This is a genomic window from Coleofasciculus sp. H7-1 (assembly GCF_057473865.1).
Window position 1 is genome coordinate 232,105 of sequence record NZ_JBYCCT010000034.1, and the last position, 25,006, is coordinate 257,110.

General features: G+C 48.3%; 20 protein-coding genes and 1 pseudogene. 11 read left to right on the forward strand and 10 right to left on the reverse strand.

Annotated elements, in window-relative coordinates:
* Positions 1-35: 35 nt before the first annotated feature.
* Positions 36-167, forward strand: coding sequence for a hypothetical protein (locus tag AC2VDX_RS09410; protein WP_378182668.1), 132 nt, complete (start codon positions 36-38; stop codon positions 165-167).
* Here the strand turns inward: AC2VDX_RS09410 and glgB are convergent.
* From glgB to AC2VDX_RS09430, 4 genes are all read right to left on the reverse strand, one after another.
* On the reverse strand, positions 158-2,464 hold the full coding sequence (glgB, locus tag AC2VDX_RS09415) for a 1,4-alpha-glucan branching enzyme (protein WP_378182671.1): 2,307 nt from the start codon (positions 2,462-2,464) through the stop codon (positions 158-160). The two genes, AC2VDX_RS09410 and glgB, sit on opposite strands and share 10 nt — an antisense overlap.
* Positions 2,465-2,960: 496 nt before the next feature.
* Positions 2,961-3,269 carry a hypothetical protein gene (locus AC2VDX_RS09420; protein WP_378182674.1) on the reverse strand — a complete coding sequence of 103 codons (309 nt, stop codon included), beginning with the start codon at positions 3,267-3,269 and terminating at the stop codon, positions 2,961-2,963.
* Between the two features lie 47 nt (positions 3,270-3,316).
* Positions 3,317-4,033: a glutathione S-transferase family protein gene (locus tag AC2VDX_RS09425; RefSeq protein WP_378182677.1), complete on the reverse strand. Its 717-nt coding sequence runs from the start codon at positions 4,031-4,033 to the stop codon at positions 3,317-3,319.
* A gap of 279 nt (positions 4,034-4,312) precedes the next feature.
* A complete protein-coding gene (locus AC2VDX_RS09430; RefSeq protein WP_378182679.1) occupies positions 4,313-4,462 on the reverse strand; it encodes a hypothetical protein in 150 nt (49 codons plus the stop codon).
* 609 nt (positions 4,463-5,071) lie between these two features.
* Here AC2VDX_RS09430 and AC2VDX_RS09435 point away from each other — a divergent pair.
* The 3 genes from AC2VDX_RS09435 (at position 5,072) to AC2VDX_RS09445 (ending at position 10,170) form a co-directional block, all read left to right on the forward strand.
* On the forward strand, positions 5,072-7,432 hold the full coding sequence (locus tag AC2VDX_RS09435) for a GAF domain-containing protein (RefSeq protein WP_378182682.1): 2,361 nt from the start codon (positions 5,072-5,074) through the stop codon (positions 7,430-7,432).
* A gap of 251 nt (positions 7,433-7,683) precedes the next feature.
* Positions 7,684-8,208, forward strand: a complete 525-nt coding sequence (locus AC2VDX_RS09440; RefSeq protein WP_378182685.1) for a hypothetical protein — start codon at positions 7,684-7,686, stop codon at positions 8,206-8,208.
* A gap of 105 nt (positions 8,209-8,313) precedes the next feature.
* Positions 8,314-10,170, forward strand: coding sequence for a peptidoglycan D,D-transpeptidase FtsI family protein (locus tag AC2VDX_RS09445; RefSeq protein WP_486928148.1), 1,857 nt, complete (start codon positions 8,314-8,316; stop codon positions 10,168-10,170).
* A 563-nt stretch (positions 10,171-10,733) separates the two neighbouring features.
* Here AC2VDX_RS09445 and AC2VDX_RS09450 read toward each other — a convergent pair.
* From AC2VDX_RS09450 to AC2VDX_RS09460, 3 genes are all read right to left on the reverse strand, one after another.
* Positions 10,734-12,800 carry a thioredoxin domain-containing protein gene (locus AC2VDX_RS09450; RefSeq protein WP_378182691.1) on the reverse strand — a complete coding sequence of 689 codons (2,067 nt, stop codon included), beginning with the start codon at positions 12,798-12,800 and terminating at the stop codon, positions 10,734-10,736.
* A 118-nt stretch (positions 12,801-12,918) separates the two neighbouring features.
* Entirely contained in the window at positions 12,919-13,728 is an 810-nt protein-coding gene (locus tag AC2VDX_RS09455) for a hypothetical protein (protein WP_378182694.1), read from the reverse strand.
* Positions 13,729-13,965: 237 nt separating this feature from the next.
* A complete protein-coding gene (locus AC2VDX_RS09460) occupies positions 13,966-14,250 on the reverse strand; it encodes a hypothetical protein (RefSeq protein WP_378182697.1) in 285 nt (94 codons plus the stop codon).
* Between the two features lie 133 nt (positions 14,251-14,383).
* Between AC2VDX_RS09460 and clpP the strand changes: the two are divergent.
* Positions 14,384-14,995, forward strand: a pseudogene (gene clpP, locus AC2VDX_RS09465) (ATP-dependent Clp endopeptidase proteolytic subunit ClpP); the annotation flags it as partial.
* Between the two features lie 191 nt (positions 14,996-15,186).
* On the opposite strand, the gene AC2VDX_RS09470 reads toward clpP, so the two are convergent.
* The gene (locus tag AC2VDX_RS09470) at positions 15,187-16,047 is read right to left on the reverse strand and encodes a hypothetical protein (RefSeq protein WP_378182700.1); all 861 of its coding nucleotides are present in this window, start codon (positions 16,045-16,047) and stop codon (positions 15,187-15,189) included.
* A gap of 260 nt (positions 16,048-16,307) precedes the next feature.
* On the opposite strand from AC2VDX_RS09470, the gene AC2VDX_RS09475 reads away from it, so the two are divergent.
* From AC2VDX_RS09475 to AC2VDX_RS09490, 4 genes are all read left to right on the forward strand, one after another.
* Positions 16,308-16,445, forward strand: a complete 138-nt coding sequence (locus tag AC2VDX_RS09475) for a hypothetical protein (protein ID WP_486928141.1) — start codon at positions 16,308-16,310, stop codon at positions 16,443-16,445.
* A 513-nt stretch (positions 16,446-16,958) separates the two neighbouring features.
* Positions 16,959-19,262, forward strand: a complete 2,304-nt coding sequence (locus tag AC2VDX_RS09480) for a ribonuclease R family protein (protein ID WP_378182703.1) — start codon at positions 16,959-16,961, stop codon at positions 19,260-19,262.
* 75 nt (positions 19,263-19,337) lie between these two features.
* Positions 19,338-19,946 (forward strand): flavin prenyltransferase UbiX, encoded by a 609-nt coding sequence (locus AC2VDX_RS09485; protein WP_378182705.1) that lies wholly within the window; start codon positions 19,338-19,340, stop codon positions 19,944-19,946.
* 77 nt (positions 19,947-20,023) lie between these two features.
* Complete coding sequence (locus AC2VDX_RS09490) at positions 20,024-20,740, forward strand: LapA family protein (RefSeq protein WP_378182708.1); 717 nt, start codon at positions 20,024-20,026, stop codon at positions 20,738-20,740.
* Between the two features lie 111 nt (positions 20,741-20,851).
* On the opposite strand, the gene AC2VDX_RS09495 is transcribed toward AC2VDX_RS09490, so the two are convergent.
* The gene (locus tag AC2VDX_RS09495) at positions 20,852-21,043 is read right to left on the reverse strand and encodes a hypothetical protein (RefSeq protein WP_378182711.1); all 192 of its coding nucleotides are present in this window, start codon (positions 21,041-21,043) and stop codon (positions 20,852-20,854) included.
* Between the two features lie 382 nt (positions 21,044-21,425).
* On the opposite strand from AC2VDX_RS09495, the gene AC2VDX_RS09500 reads away from it, so the two are divergent.
* A complete protein-coding gene (locus AC2VDX_RS09500) occupies positions 21,426-22,934 on the forward strand; it encodes an NB-ARC domain-containing protein (protein ID WP_378182714.1) in 1,509 nt (502 codons plus the stop codon).
* Positions 22,935-23,025: 91 nt separating this feature from the next.
* On the opposite strand, the gene AC2VDX_RS09505 is transcribed toward AC2VDX_RS09500, so the two are convergent.
* The gene (locus tag AC2VDX_RS09505) at positions 23,026-23,262 is read right to left on the reverse strand and encodes a hypothetical protein (protein WP_378182717.1); all 237 of its coding nucleotides are present in this window, start codon (positions 23,260-23,262) and stop codon (positions 23,026-23,028) included.
* 271 nt (positions 23,263-23,533) lie between these two features.
* Here AC2VDX_RS09505 and AC2VDX_RS09510 point away from each other — a divergent pair, with 271 nt between their 5' ends.
* Positions 23,534-24,970, forward strand: coding sequence for an NB-ARC domain-containing protein (locus tag AC2VDX_RS09510; RefSeq protein ID WP_378182720.1), 1,437 nt, complete (start codon positions 23,534-23,536; stop codon positions 24,968-24,970).
* Positions 24,971-25,006 lie beyond the last annotated feature (36 nt).

A 25,006-nucleotide genomic window follows, 5' to 3' on the forward strand; every position in this document is an offset into this window, starting at 1 on the left:
AGAATGCGATCGCGATGATGGCTCAGTAGTAGAGAATGCGATCGCAATTATGGCTCAGTAGTAGAGAATGCGATCGCGATTATGGCTCAGTAGTAGAGAATGCGATCGCATCCAGATTTTCGTTCCCAGAACAGTTATCTGGGAACGAGAAACCCTATTATGCCTGAGATAGGCGAAGCTGCATCGCTGTTGCGGTCTTTTCTCGGTCGAGCTTCAAAATCAGCACTCCCAGCGGTGGCAAACACAAGTCTAGCGAATAAGGACGATTGTGGAACGACCACTCATCCGTCCACTTACCGCCTAAATTGCCCATGTTACTTCCGCCGTACTCGCGGGCGTCACTGTTAAACAGTTCGGTGTAGAATCCTGGTTCGGGGACGCCTACACGGTAGTGGCTATGCGGCTGAGGAGTAAAATTGCACACAGTGACAATAAACTCTTCCGAATCCTTCGCCCTACGGATAAACGACACCACACTATGGCGGTTGTCGGTGCAATCAATCCACTCAAAGCCTTCTTGAGCGAAATCCTGAGTAAAAAGAGCCGATTCGCTGCGGTAGACATGGTTGAGTTCACTCATAAACCGCTTCAGCTTTTGATGCGACTCATGCTGCAACAAATGCCACTCCAAGTCACCCCAGACATTCCACTCACTCCACTGCCCAAACTCCATGCTCATAAACAGAGTCTTCTTGCCAGGGTGAGTAAACATAAAGGTGAACAGACAGCGAACATTAGCGCACTTCTGCCACTCATCCCCCGGCATCTTGCCAATGATATTACTCTTGCCGTGAACTATCTCATCGTGAGATAGCGCCAGCATGAAATTCTCGCTGTGGTTGTACCACATACTGAAAGTAATATTGTTCTGGTGAAACTGGCGGAACCAGGGGTCCATGTGGAAATAGTCCAGCATATCGTGCATCCAGCCCATGTTCCACTTCAAATTAAAGCCCAGTCCCCCTACGTAGGTAGGCCAAGACACCATAGGCCAGGAAGTTGACTCTTCCGCAATCGACAGGGTGCCAGGGTAATAGTTGAAAATCGTATGATTTGCCTGACGCAGAAAATCAGCCGCCTCAATGTTTTCTCTGCCGCCGTACTGGTTAGGCAACCATTCCCCATGCTCACGGCAATAGTCTAAGTAAAGCATCGACGCCACAGCATCCACACGAATCCCATCAATGTGGTACTTGTCAAACCAGAACAGGGCGTTGGCAACCAGGAAGTTCCGCACTTCATGGCGGTTGTAGTTAAATACTAGAGTGCCCCACTCTTTGTGTTCGCCTTTGCGGGGGTCGGCGTGTTCGTAAAGGTGGGTGCCATCAAAGAAGGCGAGACCGTGACCATCTTTAGGGAAGTGACCCGGAACCCAGTCCACTAGCACCCCAATCTCGTTCTGGTGGCACTGGTCAATAAAATACATTAAGTCCTCAGGTGTCCCATAACGGGAAGTGCAGGCATAGTACCCTGTTACCTGATATCCCCAAGAGCCATCATAAGGATGCTCAGCGACTGGCAATAATTCAATATGAGTAAATCCCAGCTCTTTAACGTAAGGAATCAGCCGTTCTGCCAGTTCCCGGTAGGTGAGGAAACGCGCCCCTGGTTTGTAGTCAGAGACGACTACAACTGGCTCTGTTTCTCCATTTGGCAACCGCGCCGGTTCAGCGGAGGAAGCGTGCAGCCAAGACCCTAGATGCACTTCATACACAGAGATAGGATGGGCTAGCGGGTCGGTGTGGCGGCGCTTTTCCATCCAATCTTGGTCATTCCATTGGTAGGAATCTAAGTCAGTGACAATCGATGCTGTTTTAGGACGCACTTCATGTTGGAAGCCGTAGGGATCGGATTTTTCGTAAATGTGACCGTCGGCGTTTTTGATTTCATATTTATAGTGTTCCCCAATGCCCAAACCGGGGATGAACAGTTCCCAAATGCCGGTGGAACCTTTACGCATTTGATGTTTGCGACCATCCCAGTTGTTAAAATCCCCCAAAACAGAGGCGTTGCGGGCATTGGGTGCCCAAACGGCAAAATAAACTCCTGTCACCCCATTAATTTCCGTCGCATGGGCACCTAGTTTCTCATAGATGCGATGATGATTCCCTTCTACAAACAGGTGCAGGTCAAAGTCTGTCAGGCGGGGAGAACGGAAGGCGTATGGGTCGTAGATAACACGCTCGTGTTCCCCTTCTTGAATCCGCAGCTGATAGTTTGCCAGTTCTGGCGTCTCAATGGTGCATTCAAAAAAATGAGGGTGATGCACTGCTTGCATAGGATATTCTGTCCGTTCTTGGGGGCGAACTACCCACGCGGCGTTGGCATTGGGTAGGTAGGCTCGCACTGCCCAGACGGTTTTGCCATTTTGCTGAATGGGATGGGCACCCAGGATTTCAAATGGATCTTGATGTTGATTCCAAACAATCCGCTCAATCTGTTCGGGGGCGATGGTCATGGACATAAACCTACTTATCCTAAAGGTCTTGAATGAATGGGTTCTCGATAGAGCTTTTTGGACGCGCCAGCGCGATCGCTCGGATCATTGGCAAGTGGGCGCGTAGCGTCTGCCCTGTTCCCGTATGGTAGGGCTATAGCAGCTAGCGGTTGAAGATAGAGCATCTCCCTCTGGTTAACAGCACTTTAATATTTATATACATTTTTTGATTTTTGTATATTTTGTCATCGGTAGCAGGACACAGTTGTTTCTCTTACCTGGGACAATGTAAATAAAAGTGCATCGTCATCTAGCCTGAAACTGACCGCTTTTAGAATTACCGCGATCTACGTCTTCATCAGAGTACTGAGTTAAGAGTAGGAGCAAGCAAGTAGGTATAGCAAACAAAGGCAGATTTTAAGTGGGGTGTACGCAGTTTATAATAGCGACTTACTTAGGCAAACGCTTTTCTCGTTGCTATTACCATCACCAGGAACGCGAATATCTATAGTAGTTGCCGCATTTACTTGGGAGTGGGGATACCAAAGGTACGCAGCAGTCGCCGCACGCGGAGCAGAAAAACTAATTCTCGCAGTTTGGGATTCACCTGGGATGTTGCAGAAGGGCGGGTTTGCAGAGAGTTCTGCAATTGGGCATACTCAGCAGCAGTGAGTCGCTTGCCGTCGATAGGCGATCGCGCCTCGGTAATAATCTCTGTCCGCAATACTTCCTCAGGGATATCCTCCGGTGGTGGCAATCCCCTAGCAGGCATCACCCCCAGCAGTTGAAATGAAAATTGCAAAATCCATAGTGAAAAAATGGGCTTTTTCATTTCTATTTTTAATATTTAGTGTATTTTTAATTTTTAATTTCTAATTTTTAATTTCCCAGTCCGGGGGGTAGCTGTTCCCGGCAAAGAACGTGAATCTGCTCAATGCGCTCAAATAACCAGGGATAATCTTCGCGGTATTGAGGAATCAGCGCCAGAGGACTGAGTAAAGCTGCGGCGGCGATATCTGCAACGCTTAAGCGATCGCCCACCAGGTAGAGGTTATTGAGCCACCGGCTGGACAACACTTCCATTGCCACCTTCAGCCGATTTGCTGCCAGTTCCACTGTTGCCTGGTTAATTCCATATTGCCGCCGCACCACCTGGATCACCAGCTGACTAAACGGTGAAGGGTCGATTTGCTTACCAGCACCGGCACGAAAATCATAGTATACAAAGCGAGTCGCCGTACCGATGCTTTCATCCAGCCAATCTTCCAGCATCAAGGCTTCTACCTGTAACTGGCGCTCCGGTAGTGATAGTGTTGGTTCTGGACGATAGCGATCTAGAAATTGTAAAATCCGCGTCGAGTCAGCGATCGCTTGCAGTTCATGCCGAGTCTCTAACGCCGTAGCTTCGCTGACTGCCTGCATATCTTCTACCTGTGGCAGAAGCACCGGCACTGTCGTGAGTCCGGTGAGTGGCTTGAGTTTGAGGATATGTAGCCCTGGGGTTAAATTTTCAACTTGATAAGCAATTTGCTTGTAACCTAGCCCCAGTCTGGCTTTTCGACAATAGTGAGAAGTACTAAATTGCAGTAGTCGCATTTTATGCCAAAGCCGCCTACCGCAACAACATATAAACATAGTCAGCCATTACCCAGACTCTAGGTAAGCCAACCAATGCTTTTGACGCCAGTTGTCTTCCCCAGTCAGTTGTTGCCAATATAACAGTTGTCTTGGGTGTCAATATTCAGAGATACCGAGTGAATGTGTGAGGAGCAATTACCAGATCGGCGGTTCAGGTGCGTCAGAACCCCATCCCAGCTTTTATTCCCATTCAGGGATGAATTCCCTTAAGGAAAGTCAGGCTGGAAAACTAGATCGCTAAGGGGATGTAGTGGGAGAAGGGCTGGGAGAAGTAGCAGCAGGCGAAGGGCTGGTAGTTGTTCCACCATCGCCCGTTCCTTCCTGACAAGCTCCCAAGGTGGTAGCTAAGCCGAGAACTAAAAGCAGACTCACTATTTTTTTGTTCATACACTCCTCTTTAAGAGATTGCAATCAAAGGAATCGTTTGCTATTTAATCACAATATTGCGGTTTTTGCTTGGACGCTCCCGCCGGTGAAACCTGGGATTCTTGGTTTTACCTGTCCTCTTAGCTAGTTTTGGTTATCCCAAACGACTAGAGGTTCCTTTCTCCCCAAGCCTGAATTCCGTGCGTCCCACCGGATTCTTCAGGTTTCGTACTTAGGAAAGAATACTCTCGCTCTACTGGATTCACACTCACTCCTGAGAGTGATATTGCTTTGGGTTTTTTCAATTTTTTTTTAGCAGAATCCCCAAAGAACCCTTCTGAAAAACTCTACCAGTTAGGGGAGATTCTGTCTATGCGATAATTTTCGATAACTTCCACATTGAGGAGCGAATTCAGTTTTCTCAGTCAAAGCAAGCCAATGAAACTAGAAAATCAACCTTTATGGAGATGTGGAGGCTCAGTATCAGTGATTCTGAATACAATTTATGACCGAAGTGACTGATAAGCTAACAAAGCTTACGAGTTGCTAATGACTTGACAACAGGACGATTGACCGCTGCCTAAAATTTTAAGCAAACTAGACGCGCAAGAAGATTTCAAGGGAGGCGGCGTGTTTCCTCTTGTGGCTTATATCAGCAAATTACTTCCAGCCTGGATTCAGTACCCGCGAAAGCATTGGGCACTGCTACAGAAAATCGTGGATCGCATCCGCAACTCGTTGGAGTTGCAAGTGGTGCTACAAACGGCAGTGGACGAAATTGCCACGTTGCTACACCTAGATAGGTGTTGTTTTTTGTGGTATTTCGAGGATACCAAGCGGGTACAAGTTGTCTGCGAGCGGATCAATGGGCAAAAGAATTCGCAACTGGGATACCATCCATTAGAAACTTTTGGCGCACTGGAGAGTGCGATCGCTGCCGGAAAATTAATCATCAACAGCCAAACAGCGGGTTCTCAGCCAACGACAGTAGGGATGATGAATCGATGGCTTTCCTGGCTAAGGCGGAGCAATCGGCAAATCGAGAGCAGTGGACGCTCCCAAGGTGCGTCCCCTTGGGACATGGCTAACTTATTCGTTCCGGTTAAGCGAAAAGAAGGGTGGGTGGGCTTTATTGTCTGTATTTCAGAGCAACCCCGCACCTGGTCAAACTCCGAAATTGAATTTCTGCAAGCCATTGCCCAGCAGCTAGAAATTGCCATTTGTCAAGCTCAGCTTTACGAGCAAACCCAGAAACAAGCTCAAAGAGAGCAACTGGTGAATCAGATTACCAGTCAAACCCGGCAGAGTTTTAACTTAGAAACAATTCTGAGTGAAGCGATCGCTCATCTGATGCAGGCGCTGTCAGCAGATCGGTGTCTAGTTCATCTGGTGGAACATAGCGACACTTTGGAAGAGGAGTACAGAAGCCGGGAAGCTGGGAAGCAGCTTGTAGAGACAAGAATTATCGCGTCTGGAGCCGGGGAGCAAACGGATAAAACTTCCTTGCTGCACCCCTTGCCCGCTGACGGTGCCGCTTTTAGGCGGAAATACCTCTTTGAGGTGTGTCGGAAGCCTTTTCCCTCTACCATTGATGACTTTGATACTCACGGGCCACTGACCCAATGGGCGATCCAGCATCGTCAACAAGTGAGCATTCCCGACATCAAGCAAGATGCCCGAATTGGGGAAGCAAACGAAGAGTATCAAAAAGCCCAGATAAAATCTTCTCTGGTAGTGCCAGTGCAGGCGAACGGGACACTCAACGCAATTCTTTATCTCAATCAGTGTTCGCAGATCCGGTATTGGTCGAAAAATGACCGGACACTTGCCCAAGCGGTTGCCGATCAACTGGCGATTTCTATTCGACAAGCCAACTTATACGCCAAAACTCAGCAGCAGGCAGTAGAAAGCGCCGCTCAAGCTAAGGAACTCGCCCAAACGCTGATCGAACTGCGGCTAACGCAATCCCAGCTGATTCAAAGTGAAAAAATGTCAAGTCTGGGTCGGATGGTGGCTGGCGTTGCCCACGAAATTAATAATCCAGTGAACTTTATCTACGGCAATATTTTTTATGTAGAAAAGTATGTAGATGACCTGATTCGGTTAGTGCGCGGCTATCAAACGCTTTATCCCAATTCAGATGCTGAATTACAAAAGCTAACTGAGGAAGTAGAGCTAGATTTCCTCCTGAGAGATTTACCACGCATTTTGAATTCGATGCAGACAGGTGCCCAGCGGATTCACGAAATTGTTAAATCATTGCAGAACTTTTCGCGCCACAATCAAGCGTCCCTGAAACCAGTAGATATTCACGTAGGGCTGGAAAATACGCTGTTCTTGCTGCACAGTCAGCTAAGCAATGGGATACAGGTAGTGAAAAACTATAGCGACTTGCCCTTAGTGGAGTGTTACCCGAAGCAACTCAATCAAGTCTTTTTGAGTATTCTGATGAATGCGATAGAAGCGCTCAGTCGGGGGTCATCAGAAGACAAAAAAATCGTCTTGCGTACCGAATTGGTGCCGAACTGCTCTCAGGGAGTCGCTGGCGTGCGGATTGCGATCGCTGACAACGGGCCAGGAATTCCTTCAGAAATTCAGTCGAAAATCTTTGACCCCTTTTTTACGACGAAAGACGTTGGTCAGGGCAGTGGATTGGGTTTAGCAGTGAGTTATCAAATCATCGTTACCCAACACAAAGGCACGCTACAATGCCACTCCCAACTCGGTCAAGGTGCAGAGTTTATCGTTGAAATTCCCCTGATGCCGCCCAAACCCTTGTCACGGGGTGAGGAGAAGGACGCTACCATTCAGGAGTCAGCAGCCAAAAACTCGGAAGAAGAAATTCATCCCTCATCCTATCCTGTAAGTAATGCGAGCTGCTCCCCAGCCGCTTCCCTAAGCATCCCAACGCCCTACATCCTTCATCCCGCTTCACCCGTTCATCTCAAAACAATGGCGACGACTTTACCAAAAGACGCAATGGGAGAGTGATAAGCTGTGGTTGCGTTGAAGGTAGCTTACTAGGTCAACCTTCGCTATCGATGAGCCATCTCGACAAGAATGCTGCATTCGATGCGAGAAAATATGGACTATGGACAGCTCTTGTGTCTAGAGTTTAAATTGATTGGTTTATTGTCCTTTGTCAGTGCAGTGACAGTCAGTGGCAAAGCAAACTGACCTTGAGCGGCGAAAAATCTCGTCTCTAGCAACTGACAACTGATAACTAATAACAAGAACTACTTATGGCTGCTGCCCCTCACTCCCTGACTCCAGATCGTCACCGTCCGGATAGAAGAAGCGCTGTTTCTTCGCGGCAACCCAGAGGGAACGCGATGCCGTCGCGTTCCGCAAGCCGTTCATCGTCTAGAACCCGTAACAGAAGCTCCCAACAGCGGGAATTTCAGGCACAAACACCCGCATGGCTGCGATCGCTGGTGACATTGCAGCGCACCTCCAACCTGGTATGCTTCTTGCTGATTGCCAGCACCCTGGGAGTTTATGCCTGGACGGTCTATACTCAGCAGATGTGGAGCCAGGAGTACCGCAAGTTGGAAACTTTGCAACGCCACGAGCGGCAAATGACGGCGGCAAATGAAGCCCTGAAAAACCAGCTGGCTCAAGAAGCTGAACTTCCGGGTACGGGTCTGGTTGCTCCCAATCCAGCCAACACCATCTTTCTGCCGCCAGCGCCCCAGCGCCAGTCACTGCCCAAACCAGCCGCGACTCCTAACTCAGAAACATCCCCAACTACGCCACTGGGCTATTAACGAGGAATGGAAAAGTCAGGAGTCAGCAATCGTAGGGCGCTGCCTACGCAAAAGGTTTCTGGAACTGCCAAAGGGACGGGCGAGTTGAACCAGAATGGAAGTGGAATGCCAGAGTCAGTGAAAAAACTGCCTCGAAAACCCACTCGGAACGGCAAAAGTCGTCAGTCATCAGAACCAAAGCAAGGCGGCGAAAATTGGCAAGAGGAGAAGACATCGCCACAGAAGTCTTTTGATTGGAGCCTATTGCGCTCTCCATCCTTGCTGCTGGGTACTTCATCCTTGCGGCTGCTGCTTGTTTGGCTAATCATGTCTCTGGGCGGGCTAGGACTGGCGATGAATTTGTATCGCCTACAAGTGGTGCAGGCACCGAGCCTGCTGCAAAAAGCGCGACAGCAGCAGATGGTCTATCTGCGCCCGTTTGTTCCCCGCCGCTCGATTGTGGATCGCAGTGGTAACGTTTTGGCGACTGACCGTCCCGCCTATACGCTGTACGCCCACCCAAAGCTGTTTAAACAATCTAAACAGGCAATTGCGGCGAAATTGGCGGTGATTTTGGGAATTTCTGCCGACGATTTGGTTAAGCAGTTCAACCAGCGGGAAAGTGGAATTCGGGTTGCCTACGCCCTGACGGAAGAAGAAGCTGACGATATTTCCCATTTGCGAACCGATGGCTTAGAGCTGATTCAACATTACGCCCGCCTCTATCCTCAGCAGGATCTGGCAGCAGACGTGGTGGGCTATGTGGATGTCGATCATCGCGGTCAGGCGGGTGTGGAATATAGTCAGGAAAATTTACTCGTCCGCGCTGTCCGCACCGTCCGACTCAGTCGCACTGGGAACGGAACGTTGATGCCGGATCGCGTACCTGCAGGATTGCTGCATTTTGATGAGCTGCAACTCCAGCTGACAATTGATAATCGCCTGCAACGTGCGGCTCGTTCTGCCCTCAAGCAACAGATGGAGTTGTTTAGTGCCAAACGGGGCACTGTTATTGTGATGGATGCGCGGGATGGTGCGGTGCTGGCACTGGTTGCAGAGCCGACGTACAACCCGAATGAGTATTCTAAAGCTGACGTGGGTTTGTTTAAGAACTGGGCGCTGGCAGACCTTTACGAACCGGGTTCGACGTTTAAGCCGCTCAATGTAGCGATCGCGCTGGAAGCTGGAGCCATCAAACCCGACACTGTATTCTATGACCGAGGTCAGATTCAGGTGGCTGGCTGGCAGATCAAAAATGCTGAAGGCGGCGGTCACGGTGCCCTGACGATTTCTCAGATTCTACAACAGTCGAGCAACGTCGGCATGGTACAAGTCATGCAACAACTGAAGCCGAGTATCTACTACGGTTGGCTGGAACGGCTGGGACTTGGGCAAGCGGTTGGCATCGATCTGCCCTTTGAAGCACCCGGACAAATGAAAAGCTCTGAGCAGTTTACGTCATCTCGGATTGAACCAGCTACCACCTCCTTTGGTCAGGGATTTTCCCTCACCCCCATCCATCTCGTTCAGTTGCACGCTGCTCTCGCCAATGGCGGCAAACTGGTGACTCCCCATCTCGTCCGGGGGCTAATCGACTCCCAAGGGCAGATGTACTGGCAGCCAACGCTACCCACGCCGCGCCCCGTCTTCTCTCCAGCGACTACTCAGACGGTGTTAGAAATGATGGAAACGGTAGTCACGAAGGGTACGGGGAAAGCAGCACAAATCCCAGGTTATCGAATTGGGGGGAAAACGGGCACTTCCCAGAAAGCCAGTTCTACAGGGGGATATTCTAGCTCTGCCAGAATCACTAGCTTTGTTGGCGTTTTTCCGGTGGATGCTCCCCGCTATGTCGTTCTAGCTGTTGTCGATGAACCGAAGGGAAAGGTCTATGGTTCCACCGTAGCCGCACCCCTAGTGAAATCAGTGATGGAAGCCTTAATTAGCCTTGAGAAAATTCCGCCTTCTGAAATTAAAAATTAAGTAGGTGAGTGTAAAGAAACCTATGTTGAGGCTGTCATTAGTTATTGGTAATAATTCAGGGCTAATAACTAAGAACAACCACCCGTTACGGTTAGTTCTGCAAATCTACTGGTTCTGGCATTTTTAATTATGACTGAGGACAACTGCAAGCACAGGCGATCGCGCAAAATTTATATTAAATATTACTTTCTTAATTGGGTTCTTCAAGGTATACTTAAATAATGGAAATATATCCAATAAAATTATCAAAGCCTAGTTCTTCCTTATCAAGTTCATCATAACAGAAATAAAGCAGAAAGTCTATATAGCATTCCTAAATAATTTGTGAATGCAATGCAAGATACCCGACTTCTCCTAGAAGTCGGGTATCTGAACCACTGGCATCTCACAATTAAAACAGGGGAGATGCGCTACATTAACGATCCCCGAACCGCCCCTTTTAAAGGAGGCTAAGAAGTCTATATGTTGCAAACCAAAAACAAAATGGGATAACGACGAAGGTGAAATTAAAAATTAAAAAAGAAGAACTGAATCTTACATTTTTAATTTCTAATTTGGTATTGTTAATTGCGAATTTGACTTCGCTGCACTTGTTCCCACATTTGGTCGCGGCTTTGGGGAGGTTCCAGACAAGATAGGGCTTGGCAAACTAACCCCACCGCCCCCGATGGCAGATTCGACTCTGGCATAGATACGGTTGTAGGCAGATATTGAGCAACCAAAGAAGTAAGGTGGTCAACAGTGGTGCGAACCAGCGTACAGTGATGATACCAATCCAGGGCGGTAAACAAACTGGGACAAGCTTGAGGTGACTGATGCATGACGCTGCTGAAGGCTTGCAAAGCTTGTTCGCTGCGGTCGAGATAGGTAAGATTTTCGGTGAGTAAAGCCAGACGCACCAAGTTAGCGATCGCTACCCCATTCGCCGCTGGTGTGGCATTATCCACATAGCTGCGTTCTCGCACTAACAGATCGCTACTGGCATCGCTGGCGGTGTTATAGTATCCACCCAGTTCCACACTCCAGAGGAATTCGTCAAATTCTTCTTGAAGGGCGATCGCTTTCTCCATCCAGAAACTAGCGTGAGTCACTTGGTACAAATCTAGCAGCGCTTTGATAAACAAAGCATAATCTTCCGACTGCGCCAGTACCAAAGGTTTCCCGTCGTAGTTGAGACGGTGGAAGCGCCCTTCCACCCACTGACAATCCAAAATGAAATTAGCAGCCTTTCCAGCTAAGGACAGATATTCTTCCTTCCCAAATACCCCGTAAGCTCTAGCTAAACCTGAAATCATCAGGCTATTCCAAGCCACAATCATTTTAGTATCCGTCACGGGCGGAATTCGACCCGACCAATTGCCAGTTTTTGCCTCCTGGTTATTGCGGGCAGGAGGAAAGGTTTCTAGGACAGCGGGTGGCGTACCGTAACGGGCTTCAAATAGCTTTGCGAGTGCCGTTTCCACTGTTTCGCTCAAAATCCCCGGATGGCGGCGCTGCAAGACGTTGAGACCTTCAAAGTTGCCCCCCGGCGTCACGGTAAATTGCAGTTGAATTTCCTCTAACTCTTCTGGAGTCAGCAATTCTACTACTTCAGGGTAAGTCCAGACATAAAATGCCCCTTCCTCTGGTTCTGCTTCCTCTGGATGGGTAAAATTATCCGCATCTTGGGCAGCATAGAAATAACCCTCCGGTGCCGTTATTTCTCGCTTTAGCCATTGAAATGTACCTGCGATCGCTCTTTCAAATGCCGGTTCTTGTATGCCAGCACTCCACAAATCAGCCAAATACTCGACAATCTGCCCATTGTCATAGAGCATTTTTTCAAAATGCGGCACCGTCCAGGTGGGATCGACCGTGTAGCGGTGAAAGCCGCCGCCTACATGGTCGTAAATACCGCCCAGTGCCAAATCTAAACCGCGCTGGGTACACGCCTGCTTAGCGTCGTATTTGGATTCAAAATTAAATCGAATTGCTCGCAGCGCCAACTCGGCATAGGGCATCATGGGGAAACTAGCGCCACGTTCGCTAGAAGTCACTACCCCGGTATTCATTTCTAACCCCTGCTGTAGCAAATCCTTGTTTGTCAGGGCAGGTTTTAAACCCGTCCCCAAACCAGTTTGCAGAATGGCTGCTTGCTGAAGATGACTGAGAAGTTCTTCTTTGACAGCGTCCAACTTCGTCTTGTCTGTATCGTAGTAACGACGAATCGCTTGCAGCACTTGTAAAAATCCGGGACGCCCGTAGCGCGGTTCTACCGGAAAATATGTACCGCCATAAAACGGCACCCGATCCTCAGGAGAGAGAAAGACATTCAGGGGCCAACCGCCTTGACCGACCATCATCTGTAACGCCTGCATATAAATACTATCAATGTCAGGTCGTTCTTCCCGGTCTACCTTGATCGGGATAAAGTTGGCGTTCATGTACTCTGCGATCGCCTGGTCGGAAAACGCTTCTCCTTCCATCACCGTACACCAGTGGCAGCTGGAGTAGCCAATTGATAGGAAAATTGGCTTATTGTCACGCTTGGCGGTTTCTAGGGCTTCTTCACACCAAGGCCACCAGTCGATGGGATTTTCGGCGTGTTTGCGGAGGTACAGGCTTTCAGCTTGATTCAGGCGATTGGTCATGGGGCTAATAGCAGAACTCGATATGAGTACGTTTTCACCTCTAGCAGTTTAGCGTGAGGAATAAAGCGATCGCTCCATCCGACGCTAGATTCTGGTCAATCGTGACCTAGCGACTGCATCAGTTAACCGAACCTTTGATCGAAGCGTTATTTTCTTTAATTTCTATATCGTTTATTTTTAAGCGTCCCAGTTCAAGTTCCAGTTTCAATCTTTGTTCAATCTTCTCTTTAGGAATTCCCAGTCGCTGGGAAAGTTCTGATGTCGTAAAACTCAAATTCCCCACTTTAATTTTTGTTTCTTCCTCAAGTTTTAATTGACCGTCTTCTACCCTTGGCTTACCTTCCACGCCAATATAAACTTCCTTGTCTTCTAAGAAGGGGAATGTTTCGATTACCTTTTCTAACAATTCTTTCTCTTGTTGATTCAGTTCCTCTTTTGGAACATCTGAGATATTGAAGACAAGTCCACTTTCTAAATGTCCATTTTTGATAGTTGTATTGATATTGGTAGATGCCAGTAACTTACTATTGTTTTTATCTTTAGCAATTGTTGAAATTACCAAATCATTCACTTCATTTTCGCTCAAATCAATTTCTATATTTTGACTACCTAATTCCGCTTGAGTATTTTCGGGAATTTTATCAATAGCAGTCTTCTCATCGCCTCCATTCCGCCTGCCTAATTTTGGTTGCAACCCTTGGCTAGCCTCAATACTATTTTCTATTTTGGTATCAACCTTGCTTTGCAACCTTGCTTTAACTGTTTTGACTTCAGCTTCATTGCGAAAGTCAATTTGTGTAGTTTGAGTTGTAGTTTTTTCTTTGCTAGTATACCACTCAGGAAGTTGGGTCGCCTGTTTCCAATAGTAATAAACTACTGAGAAAGATCCTAAGGCTAATAGCAAAAATAGAAAAATACTTTTTTTCATGTTAGATCAACTTTCTTTCGTCATAAAATATGACATTGATATAGCAATCCTAAATGATTCGCGAACCCCTGTAGAGACGCGATTAATCGCGTCTCTACACTAAGGCGAATACTCTCGCACAACTTAAATAGGATTGCTATATATAAAAATTATACGATCGTTCATGAAATAATCAGTTGCTCTTTTTTCTTCTTTATCTTTAAATTGCACGGTCAGATCGGGCGACTCCTTTGTTAATCAGGACGCAGTTGTGCAGAAGTCGATCCAAATCGCCTCACCATTGGTGTTGAATTTGGCTGTTGAGAGCGATCGCGCTGGCGTCTGAATTGCTGTCGGTACGCTAAGTGCTGCAAGTACATTGAGCAAAAAGGTAATCGTGACAGCTTGCAGAAGTCTTTTAGACATGACTCGGTTCCCTCCATCCCAGGATAGTTTTAACAGTACGATTTGCTGTAGCGATCGCACTTCGTCCCATTGATTCACCCAGTCGGGCGATTGTTTCCTGACGAGGACAACAAGCAATATGCGATGCTTTGCCCTTTTTCGCTGAAGAAAGTAACAAAAGAGGGCTAGGGTTTTATCGGTAGTATTTCCAGCACCCGGTACTTTCTCCTACAATCGCTAAAATTAAGAAAAATCACCCGAAAAAGCAGACTCCATGATTCCTACCGTTATCGAACAATCAGGTCGTGGCGAACGTGCCTTTGATATCTACTCCCGGCTCCTCCGGGAGCGCATCATCTTCCTGGGACAACAGGTTGATTCCGACCTTGCCAACTTAATCGTGGCTCAGCTGCTGTTTCTAGACGCCGAAGACCCGGAGAAAGACATTTACCTGTATATCAACTCTCCTGGCGGTTCCGTCACCGCAGGTATGGGCATTTTTGACACCATGAATCAAATCCGCCCCGATGTCTCCACCATCTGTGTCGGATTAGCGGCTAGTATGGGCGCTTTCCTCCTCAGCGCCGGTGCCAAAGGCAAGCGGATGAGTCTGCCCCATTCCCGGATCATGATCCACCAGCCTCTAGGCGGCGCTCAAGGTCAAGCCACCGATATTGAGATCCAAGCCAAGGAAATCCTGTACCACAAAAAACAGCTGAACGAATACCTGGCTAAACATACAGGTCAGCCCATCGAGCGGATTCAGGACGATACCGAGCGCGATTTCTTCATGTCATCAGAGGAAGCCAAGGACTACGGCTTGATCGATCAGGTGATTAAACGGAGTCCCTCAGCTATCAGCACCCCCGTCGCCGCTGTATAAATAAAAATTAACGGGATGTGCAACTTTTTGTTAGCCCCTCAATTGATAGGGGGTTGGGGGGAGCGAAATGTCAAGCAAAGTTTGCCAGATCCCCTTAGCCCCCATCAATTAGGGAAGAAATACACAAAGTTGCACATCCCATAAATAAAAAATGGAGCATTCCCCCATTTTTTATTTTCAATTTTGCCCAGTTACTTTTCTGGTGTTGGTAGAGATTCAAGATAACGCAGGAAATCCAGCAATTGTTCCTGATTCAGCTCCGAACGACCTCGCTTACCGTAGGTTCGCTTCAGATAATCTTTTCCTTGCTCGGCAGTCCAGCGCAAGCGCTTAATTTCTACCGTGGTTCTAGCCATCGCTTCCGACAAGTCCATCTCCTCGGCAGCAGAACTCGTGCCACCGATGGTCATATCCATCGGACTCGGCTGAATGACCTCTTCGCTGGCGTGATAACCAGGCGATGCGGTCATTGACTGATTGTACTGACTGCCAAAGAAGCCTCCCGATATTTCCTCTGGTGTCTCGCTTGCAGCATCGTCCCCATAAAGCTCGGTATCGGCAGGGGAATACTCCTCAGCAAACGGGACATCCTGATTCGAGGGCACGACGGGAGGTGGTGAAGCGGCTGCTTTTTGCCCCCGATCTGAGAAGGACATTTCAGCCATGTCATTGAAGCTGGCTGGATCGGAAAACATCCGATTTGAGCTTGGCTGTGGAGAGCTTTCTGACGGAATGACGGTTTCGCGTTTGGGGTTAGCGATCGCCCCCACTGGCACCTCAACCGCAACAGTCTGTGTAATCTGAGCATCAGACTGCGTGACCGGAGCGTTGCTTTGGGTAGAAATTCCTGCTGGAATTCCCAAACAGTTCAACGCTCTGGTTGTTGCCTTGTCTTCTGCCAGCTCAATCTCACCTGCCGCTGCCAAACCTGTCGCCAGGATAACACCTTCGACTTGAACAGCGGCTTTGACCACGTACTTTCCTTCATGAATGGTCAGTAACTCGGTGGTCAGGCTGCCTAAGGGATAACGAACTCGGAATTGAGAAAACATAATACTCCCACCCCCTAAACCTAGTGGGATTTTTTGGCTCCCATCAACGTTAAGTATAGTACGCTCCCTGAAAAACGATTTTAGAGAAGGTACCGCGAGAAACTAAAATAATTAGAGACTGTTCATCGGTATGGTATAAAACCATTCGCTACTGCCCGCTACGCTTGCAAGTCACCGAGTCCGTTTCACAGCGGTTGACTTGAAAAAAGGCAGTAAGACAAAGTGCTTGTCGTCAAGCACCTGAACAGAGAAAGCACTGGTTGCTGCCAGTCGCTGGTTGCATCCGGAGTTCTTGTTCGGGACATCTGCTTGATACTAGCAAAGGCGGGGTGAAGGAGGGATGGTTGCCTGACGATGTTCCCTTGACGCTCAACTGTGGACTGTGGATTCAAGACTAAAAACCGTGGACTAGAGACTCCCAAACGCAGCCGTCTGTTGTCCAAAATCTGTAAAGAGACAAAATTTTGCCTGTTTACAAAGTCTAAAATCGATAGTCCAAAATCTTCCGCTCGCGTAGCGTATGCCGCGATTATCTGCGACTCCTCGCATAGCGTATATCGCCATATGTGTCTCCTCGCGTAGCGCTAAGGCTAGAGCATCGCCGTTCGGTGACGATGACAATGTTTCGCTTACTGTAGGGTGAGAAACGCGCCACCAACGTAGCAGCGAGGCAGCTCTTAAAAAGGCGGCGAATTTGGCGCTGCCACATCAGGGTAAAAATACCCATGCTTTCCGGGCATGGCGTCAGGATAACAAGGAGAAAAGTCGCTTTCAGACGTCAGCAGTCAGCAGTCAGTGGTCGGTGGCAAGAAAGAAGCAACTGTCGTAGAGACAAGGTTATCCCGTCTCTACCAACTGACAAATTTAGACAAACAGAATTGTTTTTATGGTGGAGGCAAACTCATAGCTGCATGGAATTTTCAATCGCTACACTACTTTCTAATTTCACGGATGACAAATTAGTAGCTCCCAAGGTTTTGGAAAAAAAACTGCATTGCCAGGATGAAGAGAGCTTAACTAAACTACAAATTGCCTTGGATGCCTTAGAAAAAATTGGCATTTTGGTCAAAGAGCGCGGCAAGTATCGGCGCGTCCAAGAAGAAGATGTCGTCGAAGCAAAACTGCGCTGTTCAAGTAAGGGGTTTTGCTTTGCCATTCAGGAGGTAGAGGGAGCGGAGGATATTTACGTCCGGGAGAGCCATCTAAGTACAGCCTGGAATGGCGATCGCGTTCTGGTCAAAGTCACCAAAGAAGGAAACCGCAAACGCTCTCCAGAAGGGGAAGTGCGGCTGATTCTGGAACGAGCCAATCCCTCAGTCTTGGCAAGAGTTAAGCAAGCCGAAACCGGCTTTAGAGCCGTCCCTCTAGACGATCGGCTGCTATTTGAACTGAATCTGGTGCCGAACGGTCAAAACTTGGCGGAAGCTATCGATTACCTGGTTCACGTCGAAGTTTTGCGCTATCCCCTGGCATCCCAGCCGCCGATTGGCAAAGTCGCTCGCATTCTCGGTAGCAATGCAGAAGCAGCCGCAGACACCGATATTGTCTGTTGCAAGCACGACTTGCCTCGCAACTTTCCGGCTGAGGTGCTGAGATCCGCAGAGGAATTGCCCAAACAGCCGAGTCAAAAAGATTTCAAGCACCGGCTGGATTTGCGTAATTTGTTAACCCTTGCCTTTATTCCTGAGCCTTCAGGAGCCAGAAGTGAGAACGAAACCACTCAGCACGTTACAGAAAACGCTCTGACTTTGAACAAAACACAGGCTGGACTGTGGCAGTTGGGCGTCCACATCACGGATGTTGCCCACTACGTCGAGCCTTCAGAAGCGCTGGATCGGGAAGCTCGCAAGCGAGGAAACACCGTCTATCTGGGAGACATGGTGCTGCCGATGCTGCCGGATGCCGTTGCAAGTTGCTGCTCTTTGGTACCCGGTGAAGCTCGTTTAGCGATCTCGGTACTGCTAACCCTAGATTCCGCCACCGGACAAATGGTGGAGTATGAGATTCAACCCACCGTGATTCAGGTGGATCGCCAACTGAGTTATGACGAAGCTACGGCAATTTTAGAGCGTCATCAGGATGCCGAACCGGCAGTGTTTGAAATGCTCAGTCAGTTATTTTACGAGCTGAGTCCGGCAGTAAAAGCACAGCGCTTAGGTAGGGGAGGATTTGAACTAAATCTGCCCGGTACTCAATTGCACTACAACGATGAAGGCATCCTGGGAGCGATTGTATTTTCGGGAGGAGTGCGTTCTTTAGTCATAGAGTTGATGCTCCTGGCAAATCAAGCGATCGCTACCCATTTGCAAGCGCTCTTTCTGCCTGCAACGTATCGTATTCAGCCTTCTCCAGACCCGGAGGATGTGCAGGAATTGATGAAGTTGGCGAGTAATCTGGGAATGGAACTGCGCCTAGAGCAGGAAGAAGCGGTGACATCGCGGGATTATCAACGTTTTACCCAAATGTTCGCTCAATCCCAGTCGGAGCGAGTCTTGATGTATCTGTTGCAGTCCACGCTGAGATCGTGTGCTTACAGCACGGCTCCAGGCTCTCACTTTGGTTTGGCTTTGGGGATAGGCGATGACGAAAGCCCCTACACCCACTGTTTATCCCCGCTGCGACGCTACGCAGATTTACTGATGTCGCGGGTATTGCTTGCCGTGTTTGAGAAAGGACGCGATCGCCGGACTACTCGTACCAAAGAAAGTGTGAATCTGCGTCATAGTTCCTCCCACGGAAATATCAACTGGAATGTCTTGCCGCCAGACGTGCAAGAAGATTTAGAAAGCCAGCTACTGGGTATCGTTGTGCATCTCAACGAGCGTGAAAAGCTGACCTCAGATGCACAAGCGGATCTGGAAGGACTCAAAAAAGCCGAGCTAATGAAGGAGCGCACGGGGGAAGTCTTCCAGGGGTTAATTACCGGCGTCCAGTCTTACGGTTTCTTTGTGGAAATTGAGGACTTGCTAGTGGAAGGACTGGTACACGTCAGCTCTCTTAAAGATGACTGGTACGAGTTTCGCTCCCGTCATGCTTGCTTGGTAGGACGGAAAAGCCGCGTTTCCTATCGTCTAGGCGATCGCGTGGAAGTCCAAGTCAAGAGCGTTGATTACTACCGTCAGCAAATTGACTTGGTCATTGTCGGTGGTGGTAGCGAAGCTAGCAATGAGGATATAGAGGCAGATCCTTCTGTTGATACTGAATTGGATGACTAGCTAATGATTAATGGCGAATGGCTCTTGAACAATTCGCCATTAATCATTAGCCAATTACCCATTACCCATTACCTAATGACCAAACCCCTTATCCTCGGCATCACGGGTGCCTCCGGCTTAATTTACGCCGTGCGTGCCTTAAAATTTCTGCTCCAAGCTGAGTACAGCGTCGAACTGGTTGCCTCCAAATCTACTTATATGGTTTGGCAGGCAGAGCAGAATATCCGGATGCCTGTAGAAGCAGTGGCACAGGAACTATTTTGGCGACAGCAAGCTGGAGTGGAAACGAAGGGTAAACTTTACTGCCATCCTTGGGGCGATGTGGGAGCCAATATTGCCAGTGGTTCCTTCCGCACCCTAGGGATGGTAATTATTCCCTGTAGTATGAGTACCGTGGCGAAGCTGGCAGCTGGCTTAAGTTCCGACCTTTTGGAGCGGGCAGCAGATGTACAACTCAAGGAAGGGCGTAAACTGGTTATCGTGCCCCGCGAGACACCCTTCAGTTTGATTCACCTGCGTAACCTGACCGCTTTGGCAGAAGCCGGTGCCAGAATTGTCCCAGCAATTCCCGCCTGGTACCACAATCCCCAAACAATTGAAGACTTAGTGGACTTTGTGGTGGCGCGTGCCTTAGATCAGCTGGATATTGACTGTGTCCCGATTAACCGATGGGAAGGAAAATGAAAAATTAAAAATGTAAAATTAAAAATACAAGCAGAAATTCTGCATTTTTAAGCTTTAATTTTTAATTTTTAATTGATATGCCTGCGATTCGGATTTTACTGCTGATGTTGGTGCTAGGCTCCGTAGCACTACTTGCTTTACAAAATTTGTCGCCGGTGCTAGCGCTGGTGTTTTTGGGCGCGAAGACGCAAGCGCTGCCTGTAGGGGTTTGGATTTTGGCAGCGATCGCAACGGGTGCCCTGACTGGCAGTTTCTGGCAATTGTTGAGCTATCTGCAAAGGCGTCCCTTGCAAGCACGCATCCGCAAACTAGAAGCCGCAGCGCCTCGTTCTAGCCAGTCGCGGCGTGAAACTGCCCAATCTACCTCTACCACTCAACAAACCAGTTACACACCTCCCCCGCCGCCGGAGACAACTAATACCGATGCGGATGGAGATGACTGGGAAGAGGAGGTTGCGGACGACGATGACTGGGATGAATCGGAGGAACCACGCGATCGCACTCCGAGTCCGCAACCGTTGGGAAAAGAATTTGTAGAAGAAAATCGTACAACCTACGAGCGTCAGCAAGAACCGAAAAGCGCCTCTCGATCGGGTTCCGTTTATTCTTACAGCTACCGGGAACCGCGCAATTCTGGGGTTGGAAAAACTGAAGCGGTTTATGATGCCAGTTACCGGGTGATTACACCGCCCTATCAGGAACCTGAACCTGTACGGAAAACCAATCAGGATGAGGACGACTGGGGATTTGAAGACGAGGACGACGAGTTTGACAAGGATTGGAAAGAGCAATAAGCCTAGAGAGTGACTTTTTTTGCTAGGATTTGCCTCAACCCCGCTCCTCAGAACCATTCACACTCTTAATTGTCAAGTCATTGACTCTAAAAATTAACCCCGAACCACTGCTTATAACCGCATCAGTTCGCGCGATTGCTGCTTGACACGACCTGCCATTGCGGCTTGCTGCAAGGTCATGAAGGCATTAAAATCCTCGTGGTCATACTTTTTTCTTAATAACTGTCGCAGTTGATCTTCAGCTTCAACTGTTAAATATCCGATAGTAAGTGCTTGTTCGACAAGTTCGCGGATCAACATCATAATTTTTTATCAACTCGCTCAACGGCAGGAGAAACCATTAGGTTTTGAAATACGGAAATCACTTCAGTTTATTTACGGATGCCTTCTCTGAGGGCAGGGCAATATAATTAAGCCGCAGGGTAGGCAGATGCCGTTAAAACCTTGGAAAACCATTGCTTCACCTTCTTTTCCCTCCAAAAAAACTGTGAAATTTTAATGAAATTTAGATGAAAGTTTCATGAAGTCTTCCTAAAATTTAAGGATAGCCAAAATATTCAGAAAAATTCGCCTAACAATCGTTATTAAATTCGTTATAACTTCATCGTAACTTCGTTAGTATTTCATAATTAATCCGTTAGAATCAGGCGTTGATAGCCTTTATTAGGGATAGCAATGCAAGGGAATGGCATCAACTGTTGAGCGGCAGGACGACGAGTTTGCAGAAGCAGCAAATAATTGGCATTTAGAGAAGCTTTACATAGATTTGGGATCTGCCAAAGGAAGGAGTCTGACACCTGTTGAGAAGAAATTCTTAAGAGGATTGCTGTGTGGCTACAGTCCAGCAGAAATAGCAGACACTGTCTACAAAAGTCGCACTAGCAGTGCCGTTAGAGTTTACTTATCTAATGGGCTGTACAAATACATTCAAGAACTCCTGATTCGCCAGACGGGTGACGTAATAAAAATAAAGAACTGGAGCCGCGTCACCAACTTGCTCTCAAAAGCTGGATATAAAAAAGATTCCGCTAACTTACCCGAAGAAAGTCAAGCTGAGACATCTGCCATCGGGGCAGCGATCGCTTCCCAAGATTGGGAAGAAGTGATTGATGTAGCAGCTTTCTACGGCGGCGAGGAAGAACTGGCAACCTTAGAGCAGTGGATTGTCCACGACAGCTGCCGCTTAGTGGCATTGTTGGGGATGGGGGGAATCGGAAAAACTGCTCTCGCCGTGAAGCTGGCAGAACAGATTCAGCAAGATTTTGAGTTTGTCATCTGGCGATCGCTACGTCATGCTCCATCAGTTCAAGATTTGGTGGCAAACTTGGTTCACTTTCTGTCTCAAGGGCAGGAAATAATCGGCGACGCCACCGCAGATGAGGGAATTTCCCAACTGATGGCTTATCTGCGATCGCACCGCTGTCTGATCATCCTAGATCGAGCTGAGGAAGTTTTGTCCCCCATCCAACACGCTGGGTACTATCGTCCCGAATATGAGGGATATGGGGAACTGTTCCGGCGTCTGGGAGAAGAACGCCATCCCAGCTGCCTGGTTCTCACCAGTCGGGAGAAACCGAAAGAAATTGCCTCCCTGGAAGGAGAAAACTTACCCATTCGTTCCCTAGAACTGAGGGGGTTATCAGCATCCGATGGACAAGAGTTACTGCAACTCAAAGGTTTAGTTGGCTCAGCCGAAGAATGTAGAGTCCTGATCAACCGCTATGCCGGAAATCCGTTAGTTCTGAAAATCGTGGCAACGACGATTCAAGATGTCTTTGACGGGAATATTACCGACTTTTTAGCAGAAGGTCTGGTTGTTTTCGGGGATATCCGCGACCTATTAGATGGGCAGTTCAATCGCCTCTCGGATTTAGAAAAAAAAGTCATGTACTGGCTGGCAATTCGTCACAAGTTAGTTCCCATCCGTTCCTTGCCAGACGAGGGGGTACCGGGAGTATCGAAACGACAGCAGCTAGAAGCAATGGAATCTTTGCGACGGCGATCGCTGATTGAAAAAACCTCGACTAATTTCACCCTGCCGCCTGTCGTCAGGGCATATCTCGCTGACAAATTAGTTGAGCAGATTTGTGAAGAAATGACTACCAAAGACGTGGCTCTTCTATTAAGCTTGGGGCTAATTAACGCTCCATCTGGGAGATACGAAACAAGCCGTCGTCTGAGCTTACCGGGTTAACAGGGGCTGGAAAGGACGATTTTTCGCTGACGCTTGGCTTAGCCGCTAGCATCACGGCTTTTCGCATTCCTGTCCGGAGTAGGCAGCTATATTATAGGGAACTGAAACTCCCACAGGAAAGCCGCTGGGAAAGGGCGAGTTCGCGAGACTCTTGCCTCACTTGGCCCAGCATTGCCGCTTGCTGCAACTGCATAAAGGCCTTGAAGTCTTCCATTCCATACTTAGTTGTTAAAAATCCCCGTAGCTGCTCTTCTGCGGCAACAGTTAGGTAGCCTGTACTCAAAGCTTGTTGGACGACTTCGCGGATATTGCTGAGGTTATTTTTCATGGTAGAACACCCAACCTTGATAAACCTAAGTGAAATTACCCGTGCTTTACAATTTAACCTTATTAGGCAACCGTAGCATTACTGAAATTGAAATAAAGCAATTCTAAGGTAATTTCAAAGTAATTCAAAGCCAATTTGGCCGCTCAAATCAGCAGTTGGCAGGAATTTTTGACCACAAAACTCCAAATTTGGTCTGAAATAAGCAAAAAGGTCTATCGGTATCTATATGGCTGGTGGATTTGAACTCAGAAGAAATAACAGTAACGTTTTTTTGCCCGCAAGCTTAAAGAAAAAGCTACATGAAGAATTCAACAGAAAGTACAAGCCTGAAGGCAAACGTGCCCTAATGCAAGACTTTTTGAGCGCGTGGCGTAAACAACTCCATACACTTGAACCCTCACGCCAAGCTTTACAAGCGATTTTGAACTTGGATAGCCGCCAAACCTGCGAGTATCGGATTGCTAACGGCTTATGTCATCTGTTACTGAACTGTTCCTATGATGAATGGAGCGAGTTTTCCAAGAATGCTCCAGACACTTCTCAGGACTTGCTGTCCTGTCCAACTGTCGGGGAAGGGGTTGTTACTCAAGACTGCTTGTCTACCACTCTTGTCGGATGCTGGGAGGCGAATCAAACCCTCAGCGCCCCAGCCGATGCGCCACCAGATCGGGACGAAAAACGCCATCGGGGCTTATTTATCCCGAATCCTCGCTGTCGGATGGTGTGGGGGCGAGAAAGCTTCATTCAAGAAGTATTGAACCGTCTGGACGATCCCGCCGAACTTTCTATTTTTTCCCTCAGCGGCACTCCGGGGTATGGGAAATCCGAAGCTGCAAGCCAAATCGCTAAACAAGCACTTGACAGAAATCTGTTCGCGGATGTGCTGTGGGTGACAGCGAGGCAAAGCGAGTGGGTGGATGGTTACATCAGCCAGGAAAAGCAGTTTGAGGCGCTGACGTGGAAGAAATTTTTAAATGAAATCGCCCATCAACTGGATTGTCCCCCTGAGCGAGTTCACCAGCGTTTGAGAGCAGAAAAACTGCTCGTCGTCTTAGACAATGCCGAAACTGCACAAGTTGAAGATATTCTGGCGAACCTCGTCAAAATGCTCAACCCCAGTCGGGCGCTGATTACCAGCCGACACCGCACCAAACCTCCCTATGTGGGATTAATTGAAATCCCAGGACTCGAAGCAAGATGGTCGTCTAAATTGTTGGATGACGAGGCAAAATACAACAACATTTCGGTACTAAGACAGGCAAGCAACGAACAGCTCTATCAAATGCATCAATTATCTCGCGGCGCACCCTTAGCACTGCATTTCCTGGCTGGGCGGGTATTCCACGATCAAGCACTTGAGCCAATTTTGTCGGAATTAACGCTTGCCAGCCGACAAGTTGAGACATTCTACCGCTTCTGTCTGGAGGCAGCGTGGCAGCGAATCGATGTGGCAGCACAAAGTATACTGCGTTACATGGGTGGGGTGGATGCAACGATTAGCAGAGCCGAGTTGTCTAAAGTTGGGAAATTGCTAGATTCAGACTTGGACGCAGCACTGGCGGATCTGAGACGATGGTATTTGATTGAAGACGTACAAGATGAGCTAGGCAATCCACGCTACGATCTGCATCCTTGGGTGAGAAGCAGCGTGCGCGGGGGATTGGTGGAGAAGTGGCAATCGTCGCTTGAAGACCTGGAAAAGATATAGCAATCCTATTTAAGTTGTGCGCGAGTATTCGCCTTA